The following is a 13,454-nucleotide window of genomic DNA, read 5'->3' on the forward strand; positions in this document are numbered from 1 at the left end:
TCGAGTTTATTTACCTAAGTCCAACACCACCGCTTCCTCGCCGCAGTCGGGAAACTTCGGACAGTTGATACACTCGGACCAGATCTTCTGGGGCAGAGTGTTTTTCTCCACCCGGCGAAAGCCCAGGGCTTCAAAAAAAGGCACCTTGTAGGTCAGGGCAAACACCCTGTCAATGTCCAGGCTCCTGCAATCCTCCACACAGGCGGTGACCAGAGCGGAGCCCAGCCCCATGCCCTGACACTCGTCCCTGACTGCCAGAGACTTGATCTCGGCCAGATCGGCCCAGCACACGTGGACTGCGCAGCAGCCCAGCACGCGGCCGGCGGAGTCCTCCGCCACGTAAAAATCTCTGATGTTCTCATACAGCACCGACAGGGATTTGGGCAGCATCTGATCCCTGGCCGCAAAATCGTTGACCAGCTCCTGTATCTCCGTCACGTCCCCCAGCCGCGCCTTGCGGATGGCGGCCTTGTCTGCTATGTCAATACGCAATTTTTCGCAGCTCCTTTACAAACTCGTCAAATACTTTGTCCTCTGCCACGGTCCTCAGCAGCTCGCCCCGGGCAAACAGGGCGCATTTGCCGTCGCCGCCGGCTATGCCCAGATCGGCTTCTCTTGCCTCCCCGGGACCGTTTACCACGCAGCCCATGACAGCCACGGTCACAGGCCTTGCGGGCCTCTCTCTGTCCAGATAGTCCGCCACCTTTTGGGCCAGCTCCTCCAGAGCTATACGGGTCCTGCCGCAGGTGGGACAGGATATCAGGGTATAGCCGCTGTCCCTGAGACCCAGGGACCGGAGTATCTCTATGCCGGCGGTCACCTCGTTCTCGGGCCGCGAGGTCAGGGACACCCTGATGGTATCCCCTATCCCGTCCATGAGCAGGGAGCCTATGCCTATGGCCGAGCGGATGATGCCCGTGCGGGGCAGCCCCGCCTCCGTGACCCCCGTATGCAGGGGATAGTCGCATATTTCCGCAGCCAGCCTGTAGGCCTCCGCGGTCAGCAGCACGGAGGAAGCCTTGAAGCTGAGCACCGTGTCAAAAAAGCCCAGGCCCTCCAGTATGCGCACCTGCTCCATGCCGGACTCCACCAGCGCCCGGGCCGTGAGCTCGGGATATTTTTTCCGGTCCACCGAGCCCGCGTTGACGCCTATGCGGATGGGGATACCCCTCTCGGCAGCGGCCCGCACCACCGCTTCGGTGCGGCTCCTATCCCCTATGTTGCCGGGATTGATCCTGAGCTTGTCCACTCCCTGCTTTACGCATTCCACAGCCAGGCGCCAGTCAAAGTGTACGTCTGCCACCAGGGGGATGCCCGTCTGCCTTTTGATCTCGCCTATAGCGGCGGCGGCCTCCATATCCGGGACCGCGCACCTGACTATATCACACCCGGCAGCCTCCAGACCGGCTATCTGCGCCACGGTAGCGTCTATGTCCGTGGTCCGGGTATTGGTCATGGACTGGACGGAGACGGGAGCCCCGCCCCCTATCTGCACCCGGCCCGCCATGACGGCGCGGGTATTTTTTCTTGTCATTTTGGCATAGTCCCCGTTATAAGCTTTGTGATGTCCATGCCGATGACCAGCAGGAACAACACTATCATCACCCCAAGGCCGGCCACCTGTATCCTGATCAGCTGGTCCTTGGTAAACCGCTTCCTTCTGATGAGCTCCGTCAATATCACTGCCAGATGGCCTCCGTCAAGAGGCGGTATGGGCAGCAGATTGAATATGGCCAGCGACAGAGACAGGCCTCCCAGCAGTATGATCAGGGAAAAGCTGCCCGTGTTGACGGCGCTGTTGGTCATGGACACTATGGCGATGGGGCCTCCCAGATTGTCCTTGACGGCCCGGGAAAACAGCATCTTGTAGGTCTCCGTCAGCATGCTCCACACGGACTCCAGCCCGGTCTGCATGCTCTTGGCCAGCCCGGTCTTTTTGAGATAATAGCCCGGGATGAACCCCAGGACCGGCGTGGCCATGCCCATTTTCGGGGTATAGCTGACCGTGTCGGGGACGTCGTGATACACCTCGTTTTCCTCGCCGTCCCTGTAGTAGTCTATGGTGTGGTCCCCGCTCTCCGCCGCCCGCTTCACGGCTTTTTCCAGGTCCCGGGAGGAGCCTATCTTCACCGAGCACAGGCTCAGGAGCACGTTGCCGCTGTCATACCATTTGCCGGAGGTGGGCTCGGCGCTCAGGAACATGCAGGAGGGAAATATGATCTCCTTGCCGCAAAAGAGGCCGCAGGTGTGCTCCGCCTCAAAGAACACTGTCCTTGTCTTCTCTCCCTCCTTCAGCACCAGTGTGACCCGGTCCCCCGGGGAGGGGGCGGCGGCCCAGAAGTCTGCGGTGGAAGAGTAAGCCTTGCCGTTCATGGAGACCAGCTCGCTGCCGGGCTTCGCCTTTTGCTGCCAGAGAGGCGTATCCTTCAGGACCCCGGTGAGCCGGACGCTGCCGTCCTCCTGCTCCCAGCTGCCTCCCAGATAGTATCTCAGATTGAGATCCGGCTTGCCCGTCTTCACCAGCTGCTCGCCTTTTCTGTCCACCAGCAAAGTGACCTCGTCCCGGCTCCTGCGGATCTCTTCCACCAGCTCGCCGGGCCGGGACAGCTTTTTGCCGTTGATCTCCAGCACCCGGTCCCCGGCCCGGAGGTCCATTTTGGCCGCCGGGGTATTGGGCAGGGTCATCTGCACGCTGTTGTCCGAGCCGTCGGGCAGTCCCCACACGTAGCCCAACAGCATGAATATCAGCACTGCAAACAAAAAGCTGAAGAGAGGCCCCGCAAAGATGACGGCGGCTCTCGCGTAGGCAGGCTTGGACTGAAAGCCCCCTTCCACGTCCATCTCCTCCGGGTCTTCGCCGCTCATGCGCACGAAGCCGCCCAGAGGGATACAGCGGACGTTGAAGTCGGTGCCGTTCTTTTTCAGATAGGTGAACAGCCTGGGACCGAAGCCCACGGAAAACTCGTGGACGTCTATGTCAAACAAGCGCGCCAGCAAAAAATGGCCGTATTCGTGGGCCACCACCAGCAGGCAGATGATTACTATAAAAGCGATTACCGTGATCAAGCTCTGCTACCCTCAGTCTGTCGATACGCCCGGGGAGTCCTGACAGTCCTCGGGGTCGTGGCCGTCCATTATGGTGTGGGCGGGAGCCACCATGTTGTACCTGGTCCCGTGATAATCTATCAGCAGCTCCTTGTCCTTGTCGCCGGAGTTGTACAGCATATATCTGTCTCCCGCCAGACGGCTGACATACACGCCGTCCAGGACTATGTCGTAGGTAGGCTCGCCCACCTCGGGCAGGGTGTCGTGTATCGCCTTGAACAGGGCCTCCTCGGTGTCGTATCTCGTCACCGAGCCCTTGCCGAAGGCTCCGCCCCGGGAGTCCTTGGGGAACAGCACCCTTTCCGGGCCCTTGGTCCCCTCGGGATTGGTAAATACTCCCCCGTCCAGCACCAGCACGCGGCCCCCGTTCCGGGCGTATTCGGCTATCTTGGCGGCGGTGGAGTTTTCCAGTATATCTGCCTGGACTATGACCAGCAGCTTGTAGTTTTTGAGGGCGTCCGGCATGGTCTCGTCCACAAAGTCGTAGTCAAAGGCGTCTCTCAGCTTGGCCGCATAGTCGGAGAATTCGTAGATGTGCCTCCGCTTGTTGTACATGTGTATGTCCGCATAGGTGTTGGGGAAAAACATGGCTATGGGCACTATGGGCTCGCCCTGAAACAGATATTTCAGGTGCTTTTGCTGGACAGCCATCCGCTCCGGAGTCAGAACGATGTTGGCGTTGTAGTCAAACAGGTGCTGGGCTCCCGAACAGGTGGAATTGTAGATGCGGGCCACTATGCCGTTTTCGTCCTCGGGGCCGGCAGGCTCATAGCCGAACTCGCAGCCGTAGTAGCGGGAAGCGGAGCCCACCAGATTGGTGTAGGCAAAGTTCAGACCGTAATCGGAGGCCTCGTTGGTGATGCGCACTCCGGCCTTGTTTTTGGCTGCCACCCGGCACTGATCCGCAAAGCTGGCCCCGGTGGTGGGATCGGCCAGACCGCCGGTCTTCAGGAACACCCGGGTGTCGGGCAGATACTTTTTGGCCATGCCCAGCCACCAGTCGGCGTATTCGGTCATACAGTTGCGGTACCAGTACACGAAGTCCAGGAAATACCGCCGCACGGTGGGGTCGGTCTCCTTTTTGTCAAAAAAGGCCCGCTGCTCTTCCTCGCTGTAAAACGGGAATCTGACGCTGTCAAAGTCCTTGAGCTCCATGTTCCAGGCCTTGTTCAGGGCCTCCACGGTCTTGTATTTGTCCCGGGCAAACTTGATAAAGGAAGCGAGGGCGTATTTGTCGTTGCACCAAAAGCCCCGGTGATTGTGGTATTCGCCGGTGATGTTGTATATGACCTGATTGCCTTCCACCGTGTATATGGCCTCGCCAAAGTCTCCCTGGATGCCGGGATAGACGGCCTCCAGTATGCCGGTCTTTCCGTAGCGGGCGGCAAATTCCTTCATGAACCTTTCCACGTATTTGGGAAAGTCGGGACACCACAGGCTGACGGTCTTGCCGGCAGTGCCGTGCTCCAGACAGGTGTTGGGCACGAATTCGTCGCTCTTCGTATACCAATCAGGCAGGGTGTAGGCGGGAGCCACCATCAGGGCGGGAGCCCATTTCAGGCCCGCAGCCTTGAGCACGCTGACCGTATCGTCCCACAGGGACCAGTCCCACTTGCCCTTTTCATCGTTTTCCACAGAGCTCCAGGTCACGTAGTTCTCCAGAGCCGTGATACCCAGCTCCTTGTATATCTGGGCGTCGGCCAGAGGCGGCACGTGATAGACCCCTATTCCCAGAGGATAGTCCACCGGCACCACGGGGGGAGCCTGCTTGTCCTTTTCGAGAGTCTTCAGGGTCTCCCCGGACAGCTCGCCGTTGTACAATTCCACCTTTCTGACAAAAAGGCCTTCGGTGCCAAATATGCGGAAGTCGGCTCCGCCGTTCATGGCCGCCACGGGCACAAAGTCCTGATACTTGCACACCGCGGTCTTCCAGCCCCCCGGGCGGGCCAGAAAGGCGCCGGTAATGGCATAATCTTCGTCAGGTGTGTTCATATTCAGCCGCACTATCTGAGGCAGCTTCAGGGAAGAATAGTATTCCACCACCATGCAGCCGTCCTTTTGGACCTTCTGCCGCAGGTCGTTCCGGAAGGTAAAATACACATAGCTGGCTTCTCCCGCCGCCATCATCAGGGCGTTGCTGCCCCCGGCAGTCCCCTGCAGGAATACCCCGTCATCCTCCCAGTAAACGGGAGCCATCTCGGTAGGAGTCGCGTCCACCGACCAGCGGGCCACGGGGGTCTCGGCAGCCTGCAGAGCGGCTGCCATCACCAAAAGCGCCAATACGATCAAAGCTTTTTTCATACTTATTCTCCCAGCGTGTGATCGGTGATGGTCTCGGGGGCGCAGTCGATCCTGTGGATCCTGCCCTTGTATTCCACCTTCACCGTTTTTTGCTCTTTTTCCTTGTTGTAGATAAAGAATCTGTTGCCTTCCAGCATGGTCACATAGACCTGATCATCGGTCATGTCGTAGGCGGGACAGCCCATATTCACAAGAGCCGTATGGACCCTCCCTGCCATGGAGGCGTAGTCGTCGGTCCGGTAAATATAGCCCTTGCCGAAGGCCCCGCCTTTGGGTGACTCGGGGAACAGGAGCCTTTCGAGCTCGTCGCCGCCCTCCACCGAGGTGAGCCCGGGGACGTTCACCACCAGCACCTTGCCGCCCCTGCGGGCAAAATCGGCGATCTTCTCCGCGTGCTCTGTCTCCATGACGGAGCACCCGGTGATGATGAGGACCTTGTAGCAGTCCAGAGCCTGAGGCATGCTGTCGTCCAGATAGTCGTAGTCAAAGAAGGCCCTGATCTTCATGGCCTCTCTCATGAACAGGCCGGCTCCGTTTTCCCGGATGTCGCTGTCCGTGTTGGGATACCAGAGAGCCACAGGCACCACCGCCTTGCCCCTGAACAGATAGCCGATGTGCTTTTGCTGCTGGGTCATGCGGCTGTCAGACGAGGTGACGTTGCCCATATAGTCGTGCAGGTGGTCGCAGCCGGAGGCAGTGGAGTTGTAGATGCGGGCCACTATGCCCACCTCGTCTTCGGCGCCGGCGGGCTCGTAGCCGTAATAGGCTCCGTAGTATTTGCCGGCGGAGGACACCTGACGGGTGTGGACGAAGTTGTTCGCGTAGTCGGAGTCCTCATTGGTGATGCGCACGCCGCACTTGTTCTTGGCAGCCACCCGGCACTCCTCGGCAAAGCTGGCCCCCAGTCTGGGATCCGTGTGTCCGCCGGTGCACAGATATATGGGAGTATCGGGGAAATACTTGCGGAGCATGGCCAGCCACCGGTCGGCGTGGTCCGTCATGCAGCCCCGGTACCAGCATACGAAATCCAGATAGTATCTGCGGCAGGTGGGGTCCCCGGGCATACGGGCCATCAGCGCCCTGATCTCCTCTTCGCCGTAGAAGGGAAATCTGATGTCTTCCCGGCTCCCGAAGGAGGTGTGCCACGCCTTGTTGAGCTTGTCCATATCTCCGTATTTGTCTGCGGCGAAGGCCTGAAAGCTCTTGAGGGCGTATGGGTCGTTGCACCAGTAGCCTATATGGTTGTGGTAGGGGCCGCCTATCAGGTCGTAGATCACGCTGTTGCCCTGCACGGTGTATATGGCTTCGCCAAAATCCCCCTGTATGCCGGGTATCAGGGATTCGATCATGCCCGAGCCGGCGTAGCGCTCCGCAAAGGCCTTGACGAACCTTTCGGTCCACCGGTCAAAGCCCGGGGACCACAGGCTGATGGTCTTGCCGGCCGTGCCGTGCTCCAGACAGGCGTTGGGCACGAATTCGTCGCTCTCGGCATACCAGTCGGGGATGGTGTAGGCCGGGGAGTGCATGATGGCCGGCGACCATTTGAGACCGCTTTCTCTGACTATCTCCAGATTCCTGTCCCACAGGCTCCAGTCCCACCGGTCCTTGCCTTCGTTTTCCACGGAGCGCCAGGTGACGTAGTTCTCCACACTGGTGACTCCCAGCTTCTTCAGCAGCTTGCCCGTATTCACGTCGATGGTGTCATAGACTCCGACGCCAAATACGTAAAAGGCGTCTTCAGATCTTTTGTTGTTGAAATCCATGGTCTCAAAAAATGCGTCAAGCAGGTCTTCCTGACTCTCCTCTTCTATTCGTTCATTGTATATTTCCACACGGCTCACTGCCAGACCGGGTCTGGTGGTCAGCCGAAAATCGGCTCCAAAGTTCATCTTGCCCACGGGGACAAAATCGTCGTATCGGGCCACGGCCCTGTTCCAGCCGCCCCCCATGTAACGGATGGACCCCTGGCCGTCGTAGGGACCCCGGGACGAATCGATCTCCCAGTTCAGCTGCAGAAACACGCCGTCTGTGAGACAGTATTCTATGACCAGGGAGCCTGCGGGCTCTATCCTGCCCCGGGTCTCCGGGTCAAGGGCAAAATACATGTAGTTCATGGGCCCGCCCCAGGGCTCCACCAGCACGCAGTCCCTGCCCTCCACAGAGGTATGGGCCACCTTGCATTCGCCGCCCTCCATCAGACGGATGTTCCCGGGCTCCGCAGCCGACCAGACGGCCGCCGGCTCCGCGCCCATGGCAGCGGCGGACAGCAATATCAATAGCAGCGGCAACAGATATTTCAAGGCGCTCTCTCCCCGGCTTTCCCGGAGGCGCGGCGCCCGGAAGGTTCCCCGGGCGCCGCCGCCCCGGAAGACAAAGCCTTATTCGTCCAGAGTATAGTCGGTGATGGTCTCGGGGGCGCAGTCTATCTCATAGATCTCGCTCTTGTATTCCACGGTGACCGTCTTCCGGGTCTTTTCCTTGTTGTAGATGAAGAACCTGTTGCCCTCCAGCATGGTCACGTAGACCATATCGCCGGTCATGCTGTAGGCGGGGTAGCCCAGCTTCTTGAGGGCGGTGTTCATGTTGGCTCCCAGAGCCTCATAGTCGTCCAGCCTGTAGATATAGCCCTTGCCGAAGCCTCCGCCGGCGTGGGACTTGGGGAAGAGTATTTTTTCGGGCTCGTCGGTGCCCTCCACGCTGGTGAGCTTGTCCAGACCCACCACCACTACTCTGCCGCCTCTGCGGGCAAACTCGGCTATCTGTTTGGCATGCTCCGTTTCCATGATATCCGAGTGGGTGATGACCAGTATCTTGTATTCATCCAGAGCCTCCAGCATGCTGTCGTCCAGATAGTCAAAGTCAAAATAGGCCCGGATGGGCTTGATGGCCTCCATGAACATATTGGCTCCGTTGTGGCGTATGTCGTTGTCGGCGTTGTTGTAGAACAGAGCGATGGGCACCACAGCCTCTCCCCTGAACAGATAGCCGATGTGCTTTTGCTCCTGGGTGATGCGCTCCTCGGACTGGGTCACGTTGCTCATATAGTCGTGCAGGTGGTCGCAGCCGGAGGCCGTGGAATTGTAGATGCGGGCCACTATGCCCACCTCGTCCTCGGGACCGGCAGGCTCATAGCCGTAATAGGCGCCGTAGTATTTGCCGGCAGAGGACACCTGACGGGTGTGGACGAAGTTGTCCACGTAGTCGGAGTTCTCGTTGGTGATGCGCACGCCGCACTTGTTCTTGGCAGCCACCCGGCACTCCTCGGCAAAGTTGGCTCCCAGTCTGGGGTCAGTGTGTCCACCGGTGCACAGATATATGGGTGTATCGGGGAAGTATTTTCTGAGCATGCCCATCCACCAGTCGGCGAATTCGGTCATGGAGTTGCGGTACCAGTACACAAAATCCAGATAGAATCTGCGTCCGTCGGGCCCGTTCTGCATCTTGTTCATATAGTCCAGCAGGTCCTGCTCGCTGTAGAAGGGGAATCTGACGGCCTCAAAGCTCTCAAAGGAGGTGCCCCAGGCCTTGTTGAGCTTGCCAGTATCCCCGTATTTGTCTTCCGCAAATTTCTGAAAGTCCGCCAGAGCGTAGGAGTCGTTGCACCAGTAGCCTATGTGGTTGTGATAGGGACCGCCTATCAGGTTGTATATGACTTCGTTGCCCTGCACGGTGTATATGGCCTCGCCAAAGTCCCCCTGTATGCCGGGGATCAGGGATTCGATCATGCCCGAGTCGGCGTAGCGGTCCGCAAAGGCCTTGATGAACCTTTCGGTCCACTCTTTGAAGCCGGGGCACCACAGGCTAATGGTCTTGCCGGCTATGTAGTGCTCCAGACAGGTGTTGGGCACAAACTCGTCGGACTCTGCATACCAGTCCGGGATGGTGTAGGCCGGGGCGTGCATGATGGCCGGGGACCACTTGAGACCGCTCTTCTTGATGATATCCAGGTTCTTGTCCCACAGGCTCCAGTCCCACTTGTCCTTGCCGTCGTTTTCCACGGAGCGCCAGGTGACGTAGTTTTCCACACTGGTGACCCCCAGCTTTTTGAACAGCTTGCCCGTGTTCACGTCTATGAGGTCATACACGCCTATGCCGTACACGTAGCGGACGTCGGGGTCTCTTTTGCCCGTGAAGCCCATGGAGTCAAAATAAGCGTCCAGAGCTTCGTCCTGACTTTCCGCCTCCAGCTTTTCGTTGTATATATCCACCCGGCTCACTGCCAGACCGGGAGCGGTGGTCAGACGAAAGCTGGCGTCCAGGTTCATCTTGCCGGCAGGCACAAAATCGTCATAATTCACCACGGCCCTGTTCCAGCCGCCCTTCATATACTGGGCGGAGCCGGCGTTGCTGTAGTCCTCTCTGGAGGAATTGATCTGCACGCTGAGCTGCACAAAGGAGCCCCGGGTGAGATTGTATTCCACCACGATGGAGCCTTCCGGCTTGATCTTGCTCCGGACCCGGGGATCTATGTAAAAATACATGCAGTTGTATTCGTTGCCGCTGTCCTGGGCCACGGCGCACACCCGGCCCTCCAGCTCGGCGCCGGCCACCTTGCAGTCGCCCCCTTCCATGAGGGTGATATCGCCGCCGCCCTGAGCCAGAAAGCTGGCCACGGGCTCCGCGCAAAAGGCCGCGGCGGCCGCTATGATCATCAAAAACACTAAAAAGGCTTTCATTGGTCGCTCTCCAAATAATAATACTAAAATAATTATAGCATACGAAGGGGCTTTATTACTACAATACTTCCCTCCAAATCGGCGGGAGCGGCAAAAAAACGCCTGACGGCTGCCGAAACCGGGACCACAAAATAAGACACGGCCGCCCGTAAGGGCTGCCGTATCGCAAGCAGGGTCCCGCGCGCCGTCCCCGAGTCCTCCCCGCAGGGAGCCCGGGATATCACGGCTGTTCAGGCTCTGTTGAACTTGTCCCTGGGCTTTTTGCAGCGGGGGCATTTCCAATCCTCGGGCAGGTCCTCAAAGGCTACGCCGCCGTTTTCTGCGGGATCGTACACGTAGCCGCACACCGAGCACACGTATTTGCCGGTGGTCTTGAACTGACTGAAATCCGGAGTGGCATATACGGTGGCCGGAGGAGCGTCCAGATCGATGACGCGCCGGGCCTCCAGGTTGTCATAGCCCTGGGGAGTGTGGGTGGACACGTACACGGTGGGATGCTCTCTGACAAACTCACGCACGTTATCCAGGGTCTCCCGTGCCGCCTCTATGTCCTCGTACACGATCGACAGCTTGTTGGCATACAGGGCCTCGTCCAGGTAGGTCACGTCGCCGTGGATCATATAAAACAGGCCGTCCAGCTCGACTATCACGATACTGTTTCCCCTGGTGTGTCCCTGAGCCTTGATATAATAGATGCCGTCGCCCATTTTTTGGCAGGCGGGGAAATTGTAATAGGGTCCGTCGGTAAAATCCACGGGGACCACGTTGGGCAAAGCCAGCTCTTCCGCCCCGGCTTCTTCCCTGGAGGCGTATATGCGGGCATTGGGAAAAGAGCGCAGCTCCCCGGTGTGATCGGCATGCTTGTGGGTAATGAGTATTTTGGTCACCTGCTCGGGCTTGTAGCCCAGCTCCCTGAAGGCTGCCATATAGCTGTTTTTCTCTCTGCCGAGATACACGGAGGTGGTCTCGTCCGGCGCTTCCTCGGGAGTCCCCTCGGGAAGCCCTGTGTCCACCAGGATCACCTCATCTCCCGTGTCGATGAGATAGTTGGTCAGGGCGCCTCTGTAACGCACCTGCGGGTCAAATTTGTCCGGCCCCTCTTCTCCGCCGAATACAAAGGGCTGAGTAAAAAAGCCGTTTTCTCTGAATTTTACGGCCTTGATCTCCATATATTGTCCTCCCGATGGTTTTTATCAAATTGAGCGCTCATCATGCCTGCGGCAGGCGGCGCATATTTTTCACAGCGCTCGCAAGGCTTTTCGGCCTTTCGCACAATGAGCATTTGCTATAACAATTATAGCACATAAGGGGGCCTTTTTCTACGAAGTCTTCCGTTTCTTTTTCCCCTGCGCCGGGCAGATATATTTTGACTTTTTGCCGGCTCCGATGGTATAATAATATTTATGAAACAGACTATTACCCTCATCATCATATTGGCAGCCGCCTGTCTGCAGATACAGCTGTCCGGAGCAGAATATCCGAACGTGTACAGGCAGCCTCAGGGAGAGCCGGTGCTGGAAGCCGACCGCATCAGCGGCGGCAAGACGGACGTGGTCGCCGAGGGCAGCGTGGAAGCGGTGTATGACTTTTATCACCTGCTGTCGGACAGACTGGAATACAGGAAGGACCGGCTGTTCAGGGCGGAGGACCTGAGCCTCTTTACCTGCAGCGACACGGAGCGGCCCCATCTGTCCGTGAAGGCCGGGCTGCTGGAGGCCGAGAACACGGACGGCAAATACAGGATCAGGCTGAAGGACCTGTCTGTCAATTACAGAAACAAGCGGATCCTGAAGATACCCGCCTACAACTACACCTACAACCCGGACGCCCGTTCGCCCATGATCAACCTGCCCGTACCGGGCTACGGCAAGGGCGACGGCTTTACCCTGAAATATTCGCCCGTGTTCATAGACAGCTATCACACCTACGCCTCCGCGTCCATGAAATACGGCACCAAGAGCCGTTTTTCCTTTGACGCGGGGCTGTCCTACGGCTTTGACGGCTATCTGGACAACTCCCGCTACAAGACCCTGAAGGCCCAGGACGCCATCAGATACGTCACCGATTACTCCCTGTCCTTCAGGGAGCCGGACCCCCGGGACCGCAAGCCCGCCCGGCTGGTGGGGGACGTGAACCTCTGCTACAAGCACAAGATGACCACCTTGTACAAGGAAGCCATCAACGTGTACCGGATGCCTGAGGTCAGGCTCACCTACTATATGAAGGAATTGGGCAACGCCCGGGGAGCAGACCGGAGAGCGGTCCTCACCCCTTCCCTCCAGGTGAGCTGGTGCAGAGAAAAGGACCAGCCCGTGGACAAGAGCATGTCCATATTCTATGATGACAAATACAGGTCCAAATTCACCGCCGAGGCGGAGCTGCCCTATCTGCTGGGCACCTGGGGCGGCGTCACCGTGCAGCCGGTGGTGAAGGGCATATACAACAGATACGAGGACAAGAGCACCTACAAGGCCCTGGCCTGCGGCGTGGACCTGGCCAGGTTTTACGGGGACAATTCCTTCTGGAACCTGAGGTATCTGTGGGCCAGGGAGGACGGCTTTACCCCCTTTGAGTTTGATTCCATCGCCTATGAGCAGGGGCTTATCGCCACCGCCCAAAAGGACCTGGGCAAATACATACTGGGGGGCTGGTACGCCTACAACTTCCATCTGAAAAAATCCTACAGATACGGCGTGGCCCTGGGCTACAAGACCGACTGCTTCTGGTCGGGAGCCTCCTATGACTTTTATGAAAAAAAGCTGAAGATGAGCGTGGCGATACTTGGTTTTTAGTCTGCGTCTTGCCGGAAGGTGCCTGCTGGGCGCCTTCCTTTTGTATCTGTCCTCCCGGCTGAGACTATGGACCGGCGGTCCGGTCCCGGTCACGGGCCAGACCTTTTGTCTGGCCCTCATGTGCCTGCTCGCCGACACAAAGACGGCGGTGGGCGCGTCGGTCCTGTATCTGGCGGCGGGCGCCGCCGGCCTTGACGTTTTTGCCGGAGGCCGGGGCCTCCACTCCGCCGGCGCCGGCTATCTGACAGCCTTCCCCTTTGCCGCTTTTCTCATGAGCAACCTGAGCCGAAAGGCCCGGCAGACCCTGGCGGGGCTCACCGTCAGCCTGCTGCCGGGACTGACCCTCATATACCTCTGCGGCACCGCGGGACTCATGGCCTCGGAAGGCGTCAGGACCGGCGCGGTGTGGGGCGCAGCCCCCTTTGTGTGCTGGGATATGGTCAAGCTGATATTTGCCGCGCTCCTCGCCCTGAGGGCCCGGAGCGGCAGGGAAGACACTGACGAGTAGCGGGAAAGACGTCCCCGTCGGTCGCGGGAGCGACCGACGGGGACTTGATAATACATGCATCGGCAGGCGCAG

General features: G+C 58.7%; 9 protein-coding genes. 2 read left to right on the forward strand and 7 right to left on the reverse strand.

Annotation, left to right across the window (positions count from 1 at the left end):
• Window positions 1-6: 6 nt before the first annotated feature.
• From IK083_06920 to IK083_06950, 7 genes are all read right to left on the reverse strand, one after another.
• Window positions 7-492 carry an N-acetyltransferase gene (locus IK083_06920; protein MBR4749284.1) on the reverse strand — a complete coding sequence of 162 codons (486 nt, stop codon included), beginning with the start codon at window positions 490-492 and terminating at the stop codon, window positions 7-9.
• Window positions 482-1,534: a flavodoxin-dependent (E)-4-hydroxy-3-methylbut-2-enyl-diphosphate synthase gene (gene ispG / locus IK083_06925; protein ID MBR4749285.1), complete on the reverse strand. Its 1,053-nt coding sequence runs from the start codon at window positions 1,532-1,534 to the stop codon at window positions 482-484. Before ispG ends, IK083_06920 begins: the two co-directional genes overlap by 11 nt.
• On the reverse strand, window positions 1,531-3,066 hold the full coding sequence (locus IK083_06930) for a site-2 protease family protein (GenBank protein MBR4749286.1): 1,536 nt from the start codon (window positions 3,064-3,066) through the stop codon (window positions 1,531-1,533). Before IK083_06930 ends, ispG begins: the two co-directional genes overlap by 4 nt.
• A 12-nt stretch (window positions 3,067-3,078) precedes the next feature.
• Entirely contained in the window at window positions 3,079-5,406 is a 2,328-nt protein-coding gene (locus tag IK083_06935; GenBank protein ID MBR4749287.1) for a beta-galactosidase, read from the reverse strand.
• A 2-nt stretch (window positions 5,407-5,408) separates the two neighbouring features.
• Window positions 5,409-7,706: a family 14 glycosylhydrolase gene (locus IK083_06940; protein ID MBR4749288.1), complete on the reverse strand. Its 2,298-nt coding sequence runs from the start codon at window positions 7,704-7,706 to the stop codon at window positions 5,409-5,411.
• Between the two features lie 78 nt (window positions 7,707-7,784).
• On the reverse strand, window positions 7,785-10,082 hold the full coding sequence (locus IK083_06945) for a beta-galactosidase (GenBank protein ID MBR4749289.1): 2,298 nt from the start codon (window positions 10,080-10,082) through the stop codon (window positions 7,785-7,787).
• Window positions 10,083-10,312: 230 nt separating this feature from the next.
• Window positions 10,313-11,251, reverse strand: a complete 939-nt coding sequence (locus IK083_06950; GenBank protein MBR4749290.1) for an MBL fold metallo-hydrolase — start codon at window positions 11,249-11,251, stop codon at window positions 10,313-10,315.
• Between the two features lie 234 nt (window positions 11,252-11,485).
• Here IK083_06950 and IK083_06955 point away from each other — a divergent pair, with 234 nt between their 5' ends.
• Window positions 11,486-12,874 (forward strand): hypothetical protein, encoded by a 1,389-nt coding sequence (locus IK083_06955; GenBank protein MBR4749291.1) that lies wholly within the window; start codon window positions 11,486-11,488, stop codon window positions 12,872-12,874.
• On the forward strand, window positions 12,864-13,382 hold the full coding sequence (locus IK083_06960; protein MBR4749292.1) for a biotin transporter BioY: 519 nt from the start codon (window positions 12,864-12,866) through the stop codon (window positions 13,380-13,382). Before IK083_06955 ends, IK083_06960 begins: the two co-directional genes overlap by 11 nt.
• The last annotated feature ends 72 nt before the right edge of the window (window positions 13,383-13,454 follow it).

The organism is Abditibacteriota bacterium (assembly GCA_017552965.1).
Lineage (GTDB): Bacteria > Armatimonadota > UBA5829 > UBA5829 > UBA5829 > RGIG7931.

What these genes read in the sequence shown, in the direction of transcription:
- ispG (MBR4749285.1), bottom strand. Translation starts at nt 1,534, where the DNA reads ATGACAAGAAAAAATACCCGCGCCGTCATGGCGGGCCGGGTGCAGATA.
- IK083_06935 (MBR4749287.1), bottom strand. Translation starts at nt 5,406, where the DNA reads ATGAAAAAAGCTTTGATCGTATTGGCGCTTTTGGTGATGGCAGCCGCT.
- IK083_06945 (MBR4749289.1), bottom strand. Translation starts at nt 10,082, where the DNA reads ATGAAAGCCTTTTTAGTGTTTTTGATGATCATAGCGGCCGCCGCGGCC.
- IK083_06950 (MBR4749290.1), bottom strand. Translation starts at nt 11,251, where the DNA reads ATGGAGATCAAGGCCGTAAAATTCAGAGAAAACGGCTTTTTTACTCAG.
- IK083_06955 (MBR4749291.1), top strand. Translation starts at nt 11,486, where the DNA reads ATGAAACAGACTATTACCCTCATCATCATATTGGCAGCCGCCTGTCTG.